The organism is Nocardia panacis, assembly GCF_003598715.1.
GTDB classification, from domain to species: domain Bacteria; phylum Actinomycetota; class Actinomycetes; order Mycobacteriales; family Mycobacteriaceae; genus Nocardia; species Nocardia panacis.
Map to the genome: position 1 here is coordinate 149923 of NZ_QZFU01000016.1, position 20976 is coordinate 170898.

Genomic DNA, 20976 nt, shown 5'->3' on the forward strand with positions numbered 1-20976 from the left:
CTACTGCTCCAGCACGATCCGCACTCCGTCCTCGGCCGCATCGCTCGACTCGCCCGGTGCGACGAACCAGTGCGTGACCTCACCGTCGGCCAGATCATCGCCCGCGGCGCCCGCCGGGAGCACCGACAGCGCACCGGCGGTGGCCGCCGCCAGGAATTCCAGCAGCGCCGTCCGCCCGGAAACCGCGCGGGTGTAGGTGGTGGACTCGTAGTCGACGCGATGTCCGTCGCGCACCCGCACCGCCAGGTCCAGCGCCTCGGTCTGGGTCAACACCTCCGGTGCGCCTGCGGCGAGCAGCACGAATGCCGGATGATCCTCGCCGAGCGGGCGCACCCGGTCCGCGTAGGACACCGGATGTGCCGGGGCCGCGGCCAATTCGTCGCGCACCGCCGCATCCGAGGGCACCAGCCACCGCACCGCGTCGCCACCGGCTGCCGCGGCGATACCGAATCCGACTCCGGCGGAGACGATCTCGGCCTCGGTCAGATCGGCGGCGAACAGGCAGGCCGCGCCCGCCTTCTGCACCGCCCACACCGCGACCACCGAATCCACCGAATGCCCGAGCGCGACCGCGACGGTATCGCCCGGACCCGCGCCGCGCGCGATGAGCGCCCGCGCCAACTGCGAGGAGCGTCGATCCAGCTCGTGGTAGGCGATCTCGCGATCGCCGTCGAGCAGGGCGGGGGCCTGCGGATCGGCCTCGACCACCTCGGCCAGCACCTTGGCCACCGTGCGCGCGCCCACCCAGCCGTTCGGCTCGGGGGTCGAAATCGCCGCGGCGGCACCGGATTCGGCGAGTAGCCGCGCCCGCTCACCGCTGTCGAGGATATCGATATCGGCGACCGGTGCGTCCGGATCGCCGAGCAGCGCCTCCAGCACCCGCAGGAACCGACCGGACAGGGTGGTCACCTCGTCGGCGGTGAACCGGCTGGTCAGGTACTTGAAGGTGAATTCGAGTTTCGCCTCGGCCATGACCAGCAGCGTCATCGGGTAGTGCGTGGCGTCGTTGACGCCGACGCCGGTCACCGACATGCCGTCGATCGAGCTGGCGGCGGTGAGCGCGTCCCGGTCGATCGGGTAGGACTCGAAGACCAGCAGCGTGTCGAACAGCGCGGCCGCGCCAGCCACCCGCTGGATATCGGTCAACCCGACATAGTGGTGGTCGAGCAGGTCGGCCTGCTGACCTTGCAGCGCCCGCAGCGCCTCGCCGATGCTCGCCCGCTCATCGATGCGCACTCGCACGGGCAGCGTGTTGATGAACAGACCGACCATAGACTCGACACCCGGCAGTTCGGCGGGCCGCCCGGAGACGGTCGCGCCGAACACCACATCGCCGCGTCCGGTCAACCGACCGATCAGGATGCCCCAGGCCGCCTGGACCAGCGTGTTCACCGTGACGCTGAGTTCGGCGGCGTACTTGGTGAGTCGCCGAGTCCGGTCCTCGTCGAAAACGATGACCTGCTTGTCGTGTTCGTAGTTCTCCGCCGCACGCGGTTGCGGCGCGAGCTGGGTCGGCTCGTGCGCACCGTCGAGCGCGGCTGCCCAGGCCCGCAGCGAGGCGTCCCGGTCCCGGCCCGCGAGCCAGGTCAGGAAGCCGCGGTAGGGGGTGACACGCGGCAGCGCCGAAGCGTCGCCCCGCACCGCGTACAGCACCAGCAGATCGCGCATGAGCAGCGGCATCGACCACCCGTCGAGCAGGATGTGGTGGGTGGTGATGACCAGGTGCCACTTGGCGTCTTCGGTGCGCACCACGGCGAAGCGCAGCAGCGGCGGCGCGGCCATGTCGAAGTGGGTGGCCCGGTCGGCGTCGACGAGTCGTCGCAGTTCGGGCACCCGCTCGTCGTGCGGCAGGTGGCGCAGGTCGATCTCGCGCCACGGCACCTCCAGGTGGTCGAGCACCACCTGCACGGCCTGACCCTCGGCATCGGTGACGAAGGCGGTGCGCAGGTTCGGGTACCGGTCGGCGATGCCCTGGGCGGCGGTGCGCAGCCGCTCGAGGTCGAGATCACCGCTGAGGTCGATCAGCGCCTGCATGGTGTAGACATCCACGGTCGTCTGGGTGAGCATCGCGTGGAAGTGCAGACCCGACTGGAGCGGCGAGAGCGGCCACACCTCGGAGATGGCCGGGTATTGGCTCTCCCACAGATCGATATCGGGTTGGCCGATCCGCACCAGCGGCAGATCCGACGGTGTCAGACCGCCCGCGGCCGGATCCGTGACGTGGGTGGACAGCGCGGTGAGCGCCGCGACCCACAGGTCGGCCAGTTCCTGCACCCGCGTCTCGTCGAGCAGGCCGCGCGGGTAGGCGAAGGACGCGCCCAACTGCGGTCCGTCCGGCCCGTCGGTGACGATGGCGTTGATATCGACGGTGGCGTTGGCGGGCATGTCGAGATCCATATCGCCGTCGAGGCGACCCAGATCCGCGACGGGCGCCCAGCCGATCTCGGCCAGTTGCTCCGGAACCTCCCCGGTCGAGACCCGGCCCAGATAGTTGAAGCTGATCTGGCCGACCGTGCGCAGCCGCTGGGCGGTGCTCGGGTTCAGGTAGCGCAGCATGCCGTAGCCGATGCCCTTGTCGGGCACCGCGAGCAACTGCTCCTTGACCGATTTCACGATCGCGCCGAGGGCCGCGCCGCCGTCGAATGCCGCGTGCACATCCATACCGGCGAGGTCGAGCAGGACCGGGTAGGCGGTGGTGAACCAGCCGACGGTGCGCGAGAGGTCCGCACCCGCGACGATCTCCTCTTCGCGGCCGTGGCCCTCCATCTTGATCAGCACCGAATCGCCGTCGCGCCAGCGCGCGACCGCCATGGCCAGCGCCGAGAGCAGGCCGTCGTTGACACCGCCCCGGTACCGACCCGGAATCGAGGTCAGCACCGCGTCGGTGACTGCGGCGGGCAGGGTGACCTCGACCCGTTCGACGGTGGCGAAGGTGTCCACGGTCGGATCGAAGGCGCGCGAACCCAACTGCGGGTCCGCCGTCTGGGTGATCTTCTGCCAGAACGGCACTTCCGCGATCCGGGTTTCGGCCGCGGCCTCCGCGAGCAGGGCGTGCGCCCAGCGCCGCATGGAGGTGCCGTTGTCGGGCAGCGCCACCGGCTGACCGGCGACCAACTGCGACCAGGCGATGGCCAGGTCCGGAATGATAATGCGCCAGGAGACGCCGTCGACCACGAAGTGGTGCGCCACGACGAGCAGCACATCGCGCCGCTCGTCGGCGAAGGCGAACCACAGGAACTGGGCCATGACGGCCGCGGCCGGATCGAGTCGGCCCATGGCCGCGTCGAATTCGGCGCTGGCCAGTCGACGCAGTTCGGGCTCGTCGGCGCCCGCGGGCACCTCCACCCGGTGCACCAGTGCCTCGACATCCACCGCGTCGGCGGGCAGCGCCTCGAATGTCCAGGCGTCCCTGACGGTTTCGTCGGTGTTGGGGCGCAGGCGGGCGCGCAGCACCTCGTGGTGGTCGTAGATCGCGCGCACGGTGCCGACCAGGGTCTCGCGGTCGATACCGTCGGGCAGCCGCAGCGCCATCGACTGCGAGAACCGCTGGTAGGCGGAGCCGCTGCCGAGGATCTGCGCCATGATCGGGGTCAGCGGGATGGCGCCGACACCGCCGCCGGGCAGTTCCTCCAGTCGCACCTGCTCGACCGCGCCACCGAGGGTGGCGATCTCGGCGAGCGCGGCCACGCTGCGTCGTTCGAACACATCGCGCGGACTGAAGACCACGCCGCGCGCTTTGGCCCGCGACACCAACTGGATGGACAGGATCGAGTCGCCGCCCATGGCGAAGAACGAGTCGTCCAGACCGATCCGGCCCACCCCGAGCACCTCGGCGAACACCTCGGCGATGATCGCCTCGATTTCGCTCGCGGGGGCACGGAATTCGCGCGGCGCCAGTTCCGGTTCGGGCAGTGCCCTGCGATCGAGTTTGCCGACCGGGGTCAGCGGGATCTCGTCGAGCACCACGATCGCCGCGGGCACCATGTGCGGGGCCAGGCTGCGCGAGGCGTAGTCGGTGAGCGCCGCCGGATCCAGGGTGGCGCCGGAGGCGCCGAGCACATAGGAGACGAGGATGGTCGCGCCCGCATCGGTCTTGCGACCGATGGTGATGGCGAAATCGACGTCCTCGTGCGCGGCCAGCACCGTATCGATCTCACCGAGTTCGATACGGAAGCCGCGGATCTTCACCTGGAAGTCCGAGCGGCCCACATAGTCGAGTTCCCAGGTGATCTCCGGCAGTGCCGCGTTGCCCGCCCGCTCGCCGGGTTCGGCGAACCAGCGCACCACGTCACCGGTGCGGTACATGCGCTCGCCCGCCGGTCCGAACGGGTTGGCCACGAAGCGATCCGAGGTCAGGTCGGGTCGGTTGTGGTAGCCGCGCGCCAGCGCGTCGCCCGCCAGGTACAGCTCGCCCGCGACACCCGGCGGCACCGGGTTGAGTCGACCGTCGAGGATCAGCGCCGAGACTCCGCGCACCGGACGGCCGATGGTGATGTGGTCGCCGGGGGTGAGCGAGGCGTAGGAGCTGATGATGGTCGTCTCGGTGGGACCGTAGGCGTTGAAGTAGCTGCGGCCGGGCGCCCACTTGGCCAGCAGTTCCGGCGTGGTGACATCGCCGCCGACGGAGGTCACCTCGAGGGCGACGCCCTCCGGGTCGACCGTGCCGAGCACCGCCGGGGTGATGATCGTGTGCGTCACCTGCTCGGTGCGCAGCAGTTCGGCCAGATCGGGTCCGCCGATGATGCCCGCAGGCACCACCACCAGCGTCGCGCCGGTGTAGCCCGCGCACACCCATTCCAGCACCGAGGGGTCGAAGCTGGGCGAGCAGATGTGCAGGAACCGGTGGTGCCGCTCGAGCTGGTACAGGTCGGTGGCGACACCGACCAGGCCGCCGAGACCCGAGTGGGTCACGGTGACGCCCTTGGGCAGACCGGTCGAGCCCGAGGTGTAGATGACGTACACCGGATGCCACGAGCGCAGCGGCGCGAGGCGGTCGGCGTCGGTGACCGGATCGCCGGACTGTTCGGCCAGCAGCGTGTCCATGGCCGGATCGTCCAGGCTCAGCCACTCGATATCGTCGGTCAACTGCTCCAGGTGCTCGGTCGCGGTGAGGCCGAGAACCGCGCCGGAGTCGGTGAGCATGTGCCGCATCCGATCCTGCGGGTAGGAGGGGTCGACCGGCACGTGCGCGCCGCCCGCCTTGGCCACCGCCCAGAAGGCGGCCACCATCTCGTAGGAGCGCGGGAAGGACAGGGCCACGATCTTCTCCGGCCCGACGCCGCGGTCGATGAGCACCCGCGCCAGTCGCGAGGAGTACTCGTCGAGTTCCCGGTAGCTGATCGAGCGGCCGCGGTAGCGCACCGCCGTGTGGTCCGGATCGAAGCGCACACCGCGCGCGAGCAGATCCGGCAGCAGGTCGTGGGTGTCCACATCGACACCGCAGACGTGGGTGAGCAGGCTGTACTCGTCCTCGTCCAGCAGCGGCAGGTCGCCGATCGGGATTTCGGGCCGCGCGGCGATACCTTCCAGCAGCCTGACGAACCGCTCGGCGAACACCTTGACGGTGGCGTCGTCGAACAGGTCGCGGGCGAAGGAGAATTCGGCGAACATGCCCGCGCCGCCCGCACCGGATTCCCGAACGGTCAGCGACAGATCGAATTTCGCGGTGTCGACGTCGAAATCGACGGCGGCGACGCTGAGTCCGGGCAGTTCGAATCCGCTCTCGGGCAGGTTCTCGAACGACAGTGCCACCTGGAACAGCGGATGGCGCGCGGTGGAGCGCTCCGGGTTGAGCAGTTCCACCAGTCGTTCGAAGGGCAGATCGGCGTGCGCGAACGCCTGCAGATCCGATTCCCTGGTCTGGGCCAGCAATTCGGCGAAACTCGCCTGGCCGCGCACGTGCGAGCGCAGCACCAGCGTGTTGACGAACATGCCGATGACATCGTCGAGTTCGGCTTCGCCGCGACCCGCGACGGGGGTGCCGATGGCGATGTCGTCGGTGCCCGACAGGCGCGCCAGGAACAGCGCGAGTGCCGCGTGCACCACCATGAACAGCGTGGCGTGCTGTTCGCGCGCGATCTCGGTGAGCCTGGTGTGCAGGTCGGCCTCGATCGGGAACACCACCCGGCCGCCGCGGAAGGACTGCGCCGTGGGGCGGGTCCGGTCGGCGGGCAGGTTGAGTTCGTCGGGCAGCCCGGCCAGCGCGGTGCGCCAGTAGGCGGCCTGCTGCGAGATGAGGCTCTCCGCATCCGATTCCAGGCCGAGGACCTCGCGCTGCCAGAGGCTGAAGTCCGCGTACTGCACCGCGAGCGGCGCCCAACCCGGTTCCACTCCCGCCGTGCGGGCAGCGTAAGCGACCATCACGTCGCGGGTCAGCGGCCCCATGGACCAACCGTCGGCGCTGATGTGGTGGGCCACCAGAACCAGCACGTATTCACCGTCGGCGACCTGGAACAGCTTGGCGCGCAAGGGCACCTGCGCCGTGACATCGAAGCCCGCGCCGATCACCTCGATGATGCGCTCGCGAATGTCCTCGGCCGCCACGGTTTCCGGCGTCAGGTCGGGTACGGCCCGTTCGATCGGCAGGATCACCTGGTGCGCCGCGCCGCCCTGTTCCGGGTAGACGGTGCGCAGGACCTCGTGCCGTCCGATGACATCGGCCACCGCGTGTCGCAGCGCCGCCACATCCAGTCCGCCCGAAAGGCGCACGGCCACCGGGATATTGTTGACCGCCGACGCCGTGTCGAACTGGTTGAGGAACCACATGCGCTGCTGGGCCAGCGACAGCGGAATCCGCTCCGGGCGCGGACCGGCGGTCAGCGCCTTGCGGCCGCCGGATCCGGCATGCTGCTCCACCTTGACCGCGAGTCCGGCCACGGTGGACGCCTCGAACAGCGCGCGCACCGGGACGCGGGCGTCGAGTGCCGCGCCGACCCGTGCCGCGACCTGCGTGGCCAGCAGCGAGTTGCCGCCGAGGGCGAAGAAGTCGTCGTCCGCGCCGACCCGCTCGACACCGAGCACCTCGGCGTAGACCGAGGCGACGATCTCCTCGATCGGGGTGGACGGCGCACGGAAGGCGACGGTCTCGAATTCCGGTTCCGGCAGTGCCTTTCGGTCCAGCTTGCCATTGACGTTCAACGGCAGCCTCGCCAACGCGACGAACGCGGACGGGACCATATAGGAGGGCAGACCCGCCGCCAGCGCCGATTTCACCTGCGCGATATCGATCTGCGCGCCCGCCTCGGCCGGGACCAGGTAGGCCACCAGACGGTCACCGGTCTTCGGATCGGATTTGGCCAGCACAGCGGTCTGCGCGATCTCGGGCAGCGCCAGCAGCGCGGCCTCGATCTCGCCCAACTCGATGCGGAAACCGCGAATCTTCACCTGGAAGTCGGTGCGACCCCGATACTCCAACTCCCCGTTGGCATGCCATGCCACCAGGTCACCGGTCCGGTACATCCGAGCGCCCTCGGTGTACGGGTTGGCCACGAAGCGATCCGCCGACAGATCCGGGCGATCGTGGTAGCCGCGCGCCAATTGCGCACCCGCCAAGTACAACTCACCCGTGACCCCGACCGGCACCGGCCGCAGTCGCGCGTCGAGCACGTAGACCTGGCTGTTCCATTCCGGCGCGCCGATGGATACCGAGTTCCGGTCGGCGGTGCGCACGCGGTGGCTGGTGATGGACACCGCCGCCTCGGTCGGACCGTAGAGGTTGAACAGCTCGATCCGCGAATGCTCGGCCAGGAACTTCTGCGCCAGCGCGCCCGGCAGCGCCTCGCCGATGGCCAGCACCCGCCACAGCGAGGTCGGGAATTCGCCCGCCAGCAGCGCGTCCAGCATCGACGGCACCACGTGCAGGGTGGTCACCCACTCGCGGGCCATCAACTCGTTGAGGTAGGCCGGATCGCGATGACCATCCGGCGCGGCGATGACCAGTCGACCACCGCACGCGACCGCCGACCAGAACTCCCACACCGACAGGTCGAAGGTGGCCGCCGTCTTCAGCAGCACCGCGTCGGCCGGGTCGAGGCCGAATTCGGTGACCTTCCACCGCAATTGGTTCGCGATCGCGCCGTGCGGCACGGCGACGCCCTTCGGGCGGCCGGTCGAACCCGAGGTGAAGATGACGTAGGCGGTATTCGCCGCGCGCAGCGGCGCGACGCGTTGCGCATCGGTGACCGGCGCGGCGGACATCTCGGCGAGATCCAACTCGTCGATGCGCACCACCGGCGCGATCTCGGTGTCGAATTCGGCCTCGGCGTTGGTGAGCACGCAGACCGGCGCCGCCGACTCCAGGATGTAGCCGGTCCGTTCGGCAGGCTGATCCGGATCCACCGGCACGTACGCGCCGCCGGACTTGGTGACGGCGTACATGGCCACGATCAGATCCACCGAACGCCGAATCGCCAACGCCACCCGCGACTCCGGGCCGACACCCAGCGAGATCAGGTGCCGGGCAAGGCGATTGACCTTGGCGTCGAGCTCACCGTAGGTCAGCGTCGCACCGTCGTCGGTGACGAGGGCGACTTCCTTGGGATCGGCCGCGACGGTGTCGTCGAGGATCGAGGCCAGCGTGGCCTCGGCGTCGACCTCGTACCCGGTGGCATTGCGGCGCACCAGCAGGTCCGCGTGTTCGGCGGCGTCGAGCAGTTCGATCTCGCCCACCACCGCGCGCGGGGCGGCCACGATCGCGGCCAGCAGGCGGTGGAAGCGGTCCACGAAGGTTTCCACCGTCGCGCGATCGAACAGGTCGGTCGCGTAGGTGAAGAAACCGGTGATGCCCTCGGGCGCGCCGGCGTCGCCGTAACGGTCGGTGGCGATGAGGTGCAGGTCGAACTGCGACAGCTGGGTGTCGAAGTCCAGACCGGCGACCGTCAGACCCGGCAGTTCCAGACGCGACTGCGTCAGGTTCTGGAAGGAAAGACCCACCTGGAACAGCGGATGCCGTGCGGTGGAGCGCACCGGGTTGAGCACCTCGACCAGACGCTCGAATGGCACGTCGGCGTTGGCGAATGCCTCGATATCGGTTTCGCGCTGCCTGCCGAGCAGTTCGGTGAACGGCTCGTCGAGCGCGATCCGGCTGCGGAAGACCAGGGTGTTGACGAACATGCCGATCAGGTCGTCGAGCGCGGCCTCGCCGCGACCCGCCATCGGGGTGCCGATGGCGATATCGTCGCTGCCCGACAGGCGCGCCAGCAGCACCGCGAGCGCGGTGTGCACGACCATGAACAGCGTCGCGCCCTCGGCGCGCGCGAGTTCGAGCAGCGCCCGGTGGGTTTCGGCGTCCACCCGCAACTCGACCTTGCCACCGGCGAAGGTCTGCACCGCGGGACGCGGCCGATCCGAGGGCAGATCCAGTTGATCGGGCAGTTCCGCCAGCGCCTCGCGCCAGTAGGCGACCTGCTTGGCCGCCAGCGACTGCGGATCCTCCTCGCTGCCCAGCAGCGCGCGCTGCCAGATGGAGTAGTCCGCGTACTGCACCGCCAACGGCGCCCAATTCGGTTCGGTCGCCATCGAACGCGCCGCGTAGGCGGTCATCAGATCCCTGGTCAGCGGGCCGACCGAGGAGCCGTCGCCGGAGATGTGGTGGATCACCAGCGCCAGCACGTATTCGGCGGATTCCAGTGCGGGATCCTCGATTTCGAACAGCGCGACCTTCAGCGGCACCTCGGTGGTCACATCGAAGATGGTCGAGGTGAGCGCCACCACGGCGGCCTCGATCTCCGACGTCGCGACCGCGCGCACCTCGAGTCCCGGCACCGCCTGCGTCGGCGGCAGCACGACCTGCACCGGGCCGGATTCGGCCTGCGGGTAGATGGTGCGCAGGATCTCGTGGCGGCTCACCAGATCCGCGACGGCGGCGCGCAGCGCGGCCACATCGATCGCGCCGGACAGCCGCACCGCGACCGGCACGTTGTAGGCGGCCGACTCGGTATCGAAGCGGTTGAGGAACCACATGCGCTGCTGGGCCAGCGACAGCGGGATCTCCGCCGGGCGCGGACCGGCGGTGAGCGCGACCCGCGCGCCCGCCTCGGTGTGCTGCTCGACCCGGACCGCCAGCGCCGCCACGGTGGACGCCTCGAACAGCAGGCGCACCGGCACCCGTGTGTTCAGCGCCGCGCCGAGCCGGGCCGCGACCTGCGTGGCCAGCAGTGAATTGCCGCCCCAGGCGAAGAAGTCGTCGTCCAGGCCGATGCGCTTGGCGCCTTCGCCGACGCGCAGCACCTCGGCGAAGGTATCGGCGACGATCTGCTCGATCGGGGTGACCGGCGCGCGGAAGACCGCCTTCTCGAAGGTGGGCTCCGGCAGGGCCTTTCGATCCAGCTTGCCATTGGCGTTGAGCGGCAGGGCGGCCAGTTCGATGAGCACCGAAGGCACCATGTAGGACGGCAGTTCGGCGGCCAGCGCGGATTGCAGCGCCCGCTGGTCCAGCGCCGAGTCCGCGACGTCCGACCCGGGCGCCACGTAGGCCACCAGTCGATCGCCGACATTCGGATCGTGGTGTGCCAGCACCGCCGCCGCGGCGATCTCGGGGCGGCGCAGCAGCGCGGCCTCGATCTCGCCCAACTCGATGCGGAAACCGCGAATCTTCACCTGGAAGTCGGTGCGACCCCGATACTCCAACTCCCCGTTGGCATGCCAAGCCACCAGGTCACCGGTCCGGTACATCCGAGCGCCGGCGTCGCCGAACGGATCGGCGAGGAACCTGTCCGCGGTCAGGTCGGCCCGGTCGTAGTAGCCGCGCGCCAATTGCGCACCCGCCAAATACAACTCACCCGGAACCCCGACCGGCACCGGCCGCAGTCGCGCGTCGAGCACGTAGACCCGGCTGTTCCACTCCGGCGCGCCGATCGACACCGACACCTGATCGGCGTCGGTGACCAGGTGGCTGGTGATGGACACCGCCGTCTCGGTCGGACCGTAGAGGTTGTACAGCGCGGCCGCGTTGTCGCGGCGGAACCGCTGGGCGGTGGCCGCGGGCAGCGCCTCGCCGATGGCCAGCACCCGACGCAGCGTGTCCGGCAGCGCCCCGCCCGCCGCGGTGAGCAGCGCGTCCAGCATGGACGGCACCGCGTGCAGGGTGGTGACTCCGGTCTCGCGCATCAGGTCGTTCAGGTACGCCGGATCGCGGTGGCCGTCGGCCGCGGCGATGACCAGGCGGCCGCCGCAGACCGCGGCGGTCCAGAACTCCCACACCGACAGGTCGAAGGTCGCGGCCGTCTTCAGCAGCACCGCGTCCTGCGCGCCCAACTCGAATTCGGCCGTCTCCCACAGCAACTGGTTGACAATCGCGGCATGCGACACCGCGACGCCCTTGGGCTGACCGGTGGAACCCGAGGTGAAGATGACATAGGCGGTATTGCCCGGCCGCAGCGCGCCCGCGCGCTCCGTCGGCCGCACCGGCTCGCCCGAGAGCGCGTCCAGGTCGAGCGTGTCGATCCGGACCACCTCGGCGGCCGCCGTCTCGAAAGCGTCGCGCTCGGTGCTGAGCACGCAGACCGGAGCCGAAGTCGAGAGGACGAACTCGGTCCGCTCGGCGGGCTGATCCGGATCGATGGGCACATACGCCGCACCGGATTTCGCCGCCGCGTACATGGCGACCACCAGATCGGCGGAGCGGCGGATGGCCAGCCCCACCCGGTCCTCGGGGCGGACGCCGCGTCCGATCAGGTAGCGCGCCAAGCGATTCGCCCGCGCGTCCAACTCGGCGTAGCTGAGTTCGACTCGACCGTCGGCGGTCTCGGCGACCAGCGCCACGGCCGTCGGATCGGCGGCCACCGAAGCGTCGAGCAGCGAGACCAGTGTGGCCTCGGTGTCGACCGCGTGCGCGGTGTCGTTCCAGGCGCTGCCGATCTGCTCGGTCTCCTCGGCGGAGAGCAGATCGATCGCGCCGACCGGTGCGGTCGGGTCGGCCATCACCGCATCGAGCACCCGCACGAACCGGTCCGCGAAGCCCTGCACCGTGGCCTGGTCGAACAGGTCGATGGCGTAACCGAATTCGGTGACGATCTCGGCGGGGGTGCCGTCCTCGGCGTAGCGGTCGTAGAGGGTGACGTGCAGATCGGTCTTGGCCAACTGCGCGTCGAAGTCGACCGCGCTCACGGTCAGACCCGGCAGTTCGAAGACGGTCTCGGCCAGGTTCTGGAACGAAAGACCCACCTGGAACAGCGGATTGCGCGCGGTGGAGCGCACCGGGTTGAGCACCTCGACCAGACGCTCGAACGGCACATCCGCGTTGGCGAAGGCCTCGAGGTCGCGCTCGCGCACATCGGCGAGCAGTTCGGTGAAGGTCGCGCCGCCCTCGACCCTGGTGCGGAACACCAAGGTGTTGACGAACATGCCGATCAGATCGTCGAGTTCGCGCTCACCGCGACCCGCGACGGGAGTGCCGACGGCGATATCGTCGGTGCCCGACAGGCGCGCCAGCAGCACCGCGAGCGCCGCGTGCACCACCATGAACAGCGAGGCGTTGTTGGCCCGCGCCAGTTCGCGCAGGCGGGCGTGGCGCTGCGGATCGATATCGAAGCGAATCGCCTTGCCCTGGAAGGACTGCGCGGGCGGGCGCGGCCGGTCCGCAGGCAGTTCCAGCTGGTCGGGCATGCCGGCCAGCGCCTTGGTCCAGTACGAGACCTGCTGGGCGGCAAGCGATTGCGGATCGTCCTCGGCGCCGAGCACGGCGCGCTGCCACAGCGCGTAGTCGGCGTACTGCACCGGCAGCGGCACCCACTGCGGCACATCGCCGCCGACCCTGGCCACGTAGGCGATCATCAGGTCGCGGGCCAGCGGCCCCATCGACGAACCGTCCGCGGAGACGTGGTGCACGGTGAATGCCAGCACGTGCTCATCGGCCGCGATCCGGAACAGCGAGACCTTCAGCGGCACCTCGACGGTGACATCGAAGGTGGTCAGCGCGAATTCGATGACCTTGCCGACCAGTTCGGACTCGTCGATATCGATCGGGGTCAGCGCGACCGCCGAATCGGCGACCGAACCGATCACCTGGTGCGGGCCGTCCGCCGAGGACGGGTAGGTGGTGCGCAGCACCTCGTGCCGCGCGAGGACATCGCCGATCGCCAGGGTCAGCGCCGCCACGTCCAGCGTGCCGGACAGCCGCACCGCGAGCGGGATATTGTCGACCGCCGAAGTGGCCGTGTCGAACTGGTTGAGGAACCAGTAGCGGCGCTGGGCGGGCGAGAGCGGGATTTGCTCGGGCCGCTCCCCCGCCACCAGGCGCGGCCTGCTGCGACCGGATCCGGCCGCCCGCTCGACCCGCGCCGCCAGCGCGTACACATTCGACGCCTCGAACAGGTCGCGCACCGCGAGCTGGGTGTCCAGTGCCGCGCCGAGCCGCGCGGTGACCTGGGTGGCCAGCAGCGAGTTGCCGCCGAGTTCGAAGAAGTCGTCGTCCAGGCCGACCCTGGCGACACCCAGCACATCGGCGAAGGTGTTGGCCACGATCTCCTCGATCGGGGTGACCGGGGCGCGGAACACCTTGGCCTCGAACACCGGCGCGGGCAGCGCCTTTCGATCGAGTTTGCCCGATGCGTTGAGCGGGAACGCGTCCAGCAGCACGAAGGCCGACGGCACCATGTACGAGGTGAGCTGACGACCGAGCGCGGCGCGCACCGCGTCGAGATCGATGGCGCGCTCCGGCTGCGCGACGAGGTAGGCGACCAGTTGGTCGCCGATGCGCTCGTCGCCGCGCACCAGCGCGACCGCCTGGGCGATCTCGGGCAGCCCCGTGAGGGCCGCCTCGATCTCGCCGAGTTCGATGCGCAGACCGCGCAGCTTGACCTGGAAGTCGGTGCGGCCCAAGTACTCCAGCTCGCCATCGGCGGTCCAGGCCACCAGGTCGCCGGTGCGGTACATGCGCTCGCCCGCACCGAACGGGTTGGCCACGAAACGATCCGAGGTCAGATCGGGGCGGGCCACATAACCCACCGCCAACTGCGCGCCCGCCAGGTACAGCTCGCCGGGTACGCCGACCGGAACCGGACGCAAACGCGAATCCAACACATAGACACGGGTATTGAACACCGGAGCACCGATCGGCACCGACGTCCGATCCGCATCGGTCACCTCGTGGAAGGTGACGTCTACCGCCGCCTCCGTCGGACCGTACAGATTGTGCAGTGCCGCGCCGGTCAGCCCGCGCAGACGCTGCGCGGTCGGGCCGGGCAGCGCCTCACCCGAGGCGAAGACATTGCGCAGACCGGTGCATTCGGCGGCCCGCTCGTCGGCGACGAAAACCGACAGCATCGAAGGCACGAAGTGCGCCGTGGTGATTCGCTCCTCGGTGATGATCCGCGCCAGGTAGGCGGGATCGCGATGCCCATCCGGACGGGCGACCACCAAGCGCGCACCGACCTGCAACGGCCAGAAGAACTCCCACACCGACACATCGAACGTCGCCGGAGTCTTCTGCAACACCGCATCACCAGCCGACAAACCATACACCGACTGCATCCACACAAGACGATTCACAATCGCCCCATGACTGACCGCCACACCCTTCGGACGACCCGTCGAACCCGACGTGAAAATGACATACGCCGTACTCGAAGGACGCACCTCGTATTCGGTGAGCGGCGCATCCGACAGTTCGGACAGGTCCAGCTCATCGATGCGCACCTGCTCGACCCGCGTGGTGGCCAGATCCTCGCCCGAGGTCAGCACGCAGACCGGCTGTGCGGTCTCCAGGATGTAGTCGATGCGCTCGGCCGGGAACTCCGGATCCAGCGGCACGTAGGCGCCGCCCGCCACCGACACCGCGTACATGCCGACCACCAGGTCGATCGAACGCCGCATACCAAGGGCCACATAGGAATCCGCGCCGACACCGGTCTGCCGCAGCCAGCGGGCCAAACGGTGCACCCTACCGGCGAACTCGACATAGGAGAGAGTTGTCCCCTCGAAGATGACAGCAGGCGCGTCGGGAGTCCGCGCCACCTGCGCCTCGAACATCGTCACCAGCGTCGCATTCGAATCGACCGGGTGCGACGTGGCATTCCACTCCGCGACCAACCTGGTCTGTTCGGCCGCGTCGAGCAGATCGATATCGCCGATGGCGACCGACGCGTCGGCCGTCACCGCGCCGAGCAGCCGCACCAGGCGCTGCGCCACCGTGGCGATGGTGTCCGCGTCGAACATATCGGTGGCGTAGACGAATTGGGCGATCATGCCGTCGGGCGTGCCCGCCGCGTCGAGCTGATCGGCCAGGTTCAGGTGCAGATCGAACTTGGCGGTGACCACGTCCAGCGGCAGACCCGCCACCTCGAGTCCCGGCAGTTCGAACGCGGCCTCACCGGTGTTCTGGAACGACAGCATCACCTGGAACAGCGGATGGCGCGCCTGCGAGCGGGCCGGATTCAGGATCTCCACCAGTCGCTCGAACGGCAGATCCGAGTGACCGAACGCGGCCAGATCCGATTCCCTTGTCCGCGCGACGAATTCACCGAAGGTCTGGGCCGGATCGACCGCGCTGCGCAGCACCAGCGTATTGACGAACATGCCGATGGCGTCGTCGAGGGCCGCCTCACCGCGACCGGCGACGGCGGTGCCGATGGCGATATCCGCGCCGCCGGAGAGCCGGGCCAGCAGCGCCGCGAAGGCCGCGTGCACCACCATGAACAGGCTCGCGCCGTTCTGGCGGGCCAGTGCGTTCAGTTCGCGCACCAACTGCGCGTCCAGCGCGAAGTCGTAGACGCCGCCCTGGTTGGAGGCCACGGCGGGGCGCGGACGATCCGAGGGCAGGTCCAGCTGATCGGGCAGATCGGCCAGGCTGCGCGACCAGTAGGCCACCTGCTGGGCGATCAGCGATTCGGGATCCTCCTCCGAACCCAGTGTCTCGCGCTGCCACAGCGCGAAGTCGGCGTACTGCACCGGCAGCGGCGCCCAGCCGGGCGCCTCGCCGCGCGAGCGCGCCGCGTAGGCGATCATCACGTCGCGGGCCAGCGGACCCACCGACCAGCCGTCGCCGGAGATGTGGTGCACCACGAAGACCAGCACATGCGTGGGCGGCTGCGATCCGTCCATGGACCCGGCGACGCGGAACAGCTTGGCGCGCACCGGAACCTCGGCGGTGACATCGAACCCGGTCAGCACCAGTTCGCTGATGCGGTCGCGGATCTCGGTCTCCGACACCGTGATCGGGGACAGGTCCAGGGTTTCGCGGCCCGCGGGCTGCACCACCTGCACACCTTGGCCCTCGGCGGTCTCCGGGTAGATGGTGCGCAGCACCTCGTGCCGGTCGATCACATCGGCGACCGCCCGACGCAGCGCGTCGGTGTCGAGGTCGCCGGTGAGCCGGACCGCGAGCGGGATGTTGTTGACCGCGGTCTGGTTGTCGAAGCGGTTGAGGAACCACATGCGCTGCTGGGCCAGCGAGAGCGGGATGCGCGCCGGGCGCGGACCCGCCACCAGTTCGCGGCGGCGGCCGGTGCCCGCCTGACCCTCGAGACGCGCGGCCAGCGCGGCCACGGTCGGCGCCTCGAACAGCGTGCGCACCGGCACCCTGGCGTCCATGGCCGCGCCGATGCGGGCCACCACCTGGGTGGCGATGAGAGAGTTGCCGCCCAGTTCGAAGAAGTCGTCGTCGCGGCCCACCGCGCGCTCGTCCTCGGCCGAACCGAGTCCGAGCACCTCGGCGAACACGCCGGCGACGATCTCCTCGATCGGGGTGGCGGGCGCCCGGAATTCCCTGGTCTCGAAGGCGGGTTCGGGCAGTGCGCGCCGATCCAGCTTGCCGTTGGCATTGAGCGGCATGGACTGCAGCGCCACGATGGCGGCGGGCACCATGTACGAGGGCAGGCACGCGGCCAGGTGCGCACGCAGTTCGTCCACATCGATGGCGGACTCGGCGGCGGGCACCGCGTAGGCGACCAGTCGGTCACCGGTGTGCGGGTCCGAACGCACCAGGGCCACAGCTTGGGCGACCGAGGCGTGTCCGGTGAGCGCGGTCTCGATCTCGCCGAGTTCGATGCGCAGACCGCGCAGCTTCACCTGGAAGTCGGTGCGACCCCGGTAGGTGATCGCGCCGTCCGCGCCGCGCACCACCAGGTCGCCGGTGCGATACATGCGGGTGCCTGCCGCGCCGAACGGGTCGGCCACGAATCGATCCGAGGTCAGATCCGTCCGCCCGACATAGCCGCGCGCCAATTGCGCACCGGCCAAATACAATTCGCCCGCCACACCCGGCGCTACCGGGTGCAGACGCGAATCCAGCACGTACGCGAGGGCATTCCACACCGGAAGACCGATCGGCACCGCCCCGCTCACCTCGGCGGGTGTCGGGCCGTGCGTGGCGTGCACGGTGAATTCCGTCGGGCCGTACAGGTTGTAGAGCTCGGCGTCGCTGACCCGGCGGATGGCGCGCACCGCCTCGGCGGTGAATGCCTCACCGGCCACGAACAGCAGCCGCAGCGAGGCCAGCGCCGCGCGACCGGTTCCGGCCGCCTCCGCGCTGCTCGCGAACACGCTCAGCATGGAGGGAACGAAGGAGGTCATGGTGACGCGCTCGGCGGCGATCACCTCGGCCAGGTAGACCGGATCGCGATGGCCGTCCGGACTCGCGACCACGATCCGGCCGCCGGTGCTCAGCGGGCCGAACAGCTCCCACACCGACACGTCGAAGGTGGCCGGGGTCTTGAACAGGACCACGTCCTGCGCACCGATGCCGTACGCGCCGGTGATCCAACGGATCTGGTTCACCACCGCGGCGTGCGGCACCGCGACGCCCTTGGGGCGGCCGGTCGAGCCGGAGGTGAAGATGACGTAGGCCGGATGTTCGGGCCGCAGCGGTGCGAGGCGCTCGGCGTCGGTCACCGGTTGGGCCGAATGATCCGACAGGTCGAGTTCATCGATCACCAGTGTGGGCAGCGCACCGCCGTTGAATCCGTCGCGGGCGGTGGTCAACACGCAGACCGGCGCGGCGGTGTCGAGTACGTACTCGATCCGCTCGGCGGGCTGGTCCAGATCCAGCGGCACATAGCCGCCGCCCGCCGCCTGCACGGCGTAGGCGGCGATCACGAAGTCGATCGAACGCCGCAGGCCGAGGGCGACAAAGGTTTCCGGTCCGACACCGGCCGCGATGAGCCGGTGCGCCAAGCGGTGCACCTTCGCGCCGAATTCGGCATAGGTGAGCGCGGCACCGGTGGCCGGGTCGATCGCCGCGACCGCGTCCGGCGTGGCCGCCGCCTGCGCCGCGAACTCGTCCACCAGCGTGCCCACCGCGCCGAGCGAATGCGCGGTGTGGTTCCAGCCGCGCAGTGCCTGCTCGGCCTCGCGGCGCTCCAGGATGTCGATATCGCCGACCGGCCGATCCGGCTCGGCGACGATCGCGCGCAGCACCCGGTCGAACCGCGCGCCGAACTCGCCGATGGTGGCCGGGTCGAAAAGGTCTGTCGCGTAGATCAATTCGGCGGTGATACCGCCCGAACGGCCACGCTCCGACAGCGACAACTGCAGGTCGAACTTCGCCACATCGATGGGCAGTTCCACCGCGCTGACCGTCACTCCCGGCAGCTCGAGCACGTTCTGACCCAGGTTCTGGAACGACAGCATCACCTGGAACAGCGGGTGCCGTGCCTGCGAGCGGGCCGGGTTCAGGATCTCCACCAGCCGCTCGAAGGGCAGATCGGCGTGGCCGAAGGCGGCGATATCGGTGGCGCGCACCGAACGCAGCAGATCGGTGAAGGTCGCGCCGCCCTCGACCGGAGTGCGCAACACCAGGGTGTTGACGAACATGCCGATCAGATCGTCGAGCGCGCGCTCACCGCGGCCCGCGACCGGGGTGCCGATCGCGATATCCGCCTCGCCGGACAGGCGCGCCAGCAGTACGGCCAGCGCGGCATGGGTGACCATGAACAGCGTCGCGCCGCGGGTGCGGGCGAGTTCGGCCAGCCCGGCGTGGGTCTCGGCATCGATCTCGAAGGTGTGGATCGCGCCGCGACCCGAGGCCACCGCCGGACGCGGCCGGTCGGCGGGCAGGTCCAGTTGATCGGGCAGGCCGCGCAGCGCCTGCGACCAGTAGGTGATTTGTTCGCCGATGACCGAACTCGGATCGTCCTCCGCGCCGAGCACCGCGCGCTGCCACAGCGCATAGTCCGCGTACTGCACCTCGAGCGGGCGCCACGCGGGTTCGCCGCCGTCGACCCGCGCGCCGTAGGCGACCATCACATCTCTGGTCAGCGGACCCATGGAGAATCCGTCGGCGGAGATGTGGTGCACCACCAGCGCCAGCACGTGTTCGGTGGGGCTGATCTCGAAGAGCCGCGCCCGGAACGGCACCTCGGCGGTGACGTCGAATGCCGTCAGCACCAGTTCCGAAAGCTGAAGCGGCAGTTCGGATTCGGTGACCTCGACCGGACTCAGATCCGGGATGACGCGCCCGGTGGGCACCCTCACCTGGTGGGCCGTGCCGTCGATCTCCGGGTAGTAGGTGCGCAGCGATTCGTGGCGGGCCAGCACATCGGCCACCGCGATCTGCAACGCCTGCCGGTCCAGCAGGCCCGACATGCGCACCGCGGCCGGGATATTGTCCACGGCCGATTCCGGATCGAACCGGTTGAGGAACCACATGCGCTGCTGGGCCAGCGACAGCGGCACCAGTTCTGGCCGCTGCTGGGGCACGAGTGGCGCACGCTTGCCCGCGCCGACCCGCGATTCCGCGCGCGCCGCCAGCGCCACCACGGTGGACGCCTCGAACAGTTCGCGCACACCGAGGTCGGTGTCCAGCGCGGCCGACAGTCGCGCCGCCACCTGGGTGGCGGTCAGCGAATTGCCGCCGAGGGCGAAGAAGTCGTCGTCGAGGCCGACCCTCGCCAAGCCGAGCACCTCGGCGAAGGTGGTGGCCACGATCTCCTCCACCGGCGTGGTCGGCGCGCGGAACACCGCGGCCTCGAACACCGGCGCGGGCAGCGCCTTGCGATCCAGCTTGCCCGAGGCGTTGAGCGGGAACTCCGCCAGCACCAGCAGCACCGAGGGAACCATGTAGGCGGGCAACTGCCTGCCCAGATCCTCGCGGACCAACTCGGTGTCGAGCGGAACATTCGACGCGGCGATGACATAGGCGACCAACTGATCGCCGGTGTGCGCGTCGGAGCGGACCACCACCACGGCCTGGGCGATCTCGTCGAGCGCGGTGAGCGCCTGCTCGATCTCGCCGAGCTCGATGCGCAGGCCGCGCAGCTTGACCTGGAAGTCGGTGCGGCCCTGGTATTCCAGCTCGCCGTCGGCGGTCCAGGCCACCAGGTCGCCGGTGCGGTACATGCGCTCGCCCGCACCGAACGGGTTGGCCACGAAACGATCCGAGGTCAGGTCCGACCGCGACACATAGCCGCGCGCCAGTTGCGCGCCCGCCAGGTACAGCTCGCCCGCGACACCGACCGGAACCGGCCGCAGCCGCGAATCCAACACGTAGACACGGGTATTGAACACCGGGGCACCGATCGGCACGGTCTCGGCGTCGGCATCGGTCACCTCGTGGAAGGTGACGTCGACCGCGGCCTCGGTCGGGCCGTACAGGTTGTGCAGCGCCGCGCCGGTCAGCTCGCGCAGGCGATGCGCGGGCTTGGGCGGCAGCGCCTCACCGGAGGCGAACACCAGCCGCAGCGAATCGCACTGCGCCGCCGCGGCATCGGCCACGAAGACGGCCAGCATGGAGGGCACGAAGTGCGTGACGCTGATCCGCTCGGTGCGGATGATCTCGGCCAGGTAGGCGGGATCGCGATGCCCATCCGGACGGGCGACCACCAAGCGCGCACCGACCTGCAACGGCCAGAAGAACTCCCACACCGACACATCGAACGTCGCCGGAGTCTTCTGCAACACCGCATCACCAGCCGACAAACCATACACCGACTGCATCCACACAAGACGATTCACAATCGCCCCATGACTGACCGCCACACCCTTCGGACGACCCGTCGAACCCGACGTGAAAATGACATACGCCGTACTCGAAGGACGCAGCGG

Annotated in this window: 1 protein-coding gene (only partly in view); it reads right to left on the reverse strand. The window is 69.6% G+C overall.

Annotation, left to right across the window (positions count from 1 at the left end; all coding sequences use genetic code 11):
* Positions 1-20976: the final stretch of a non-ribosomal peptide synthase/polyketide synthase gene (locus D5S18_RS08985; protein WP_120039370.1), read on the reverse strand. It continues 22710 nt past the right edge of the window; only the last 20976 of its 43686 coding nucleotides appear in the window; its start codon lies beyond the right edge, outside the window; its stop codon occupies positions 1-3.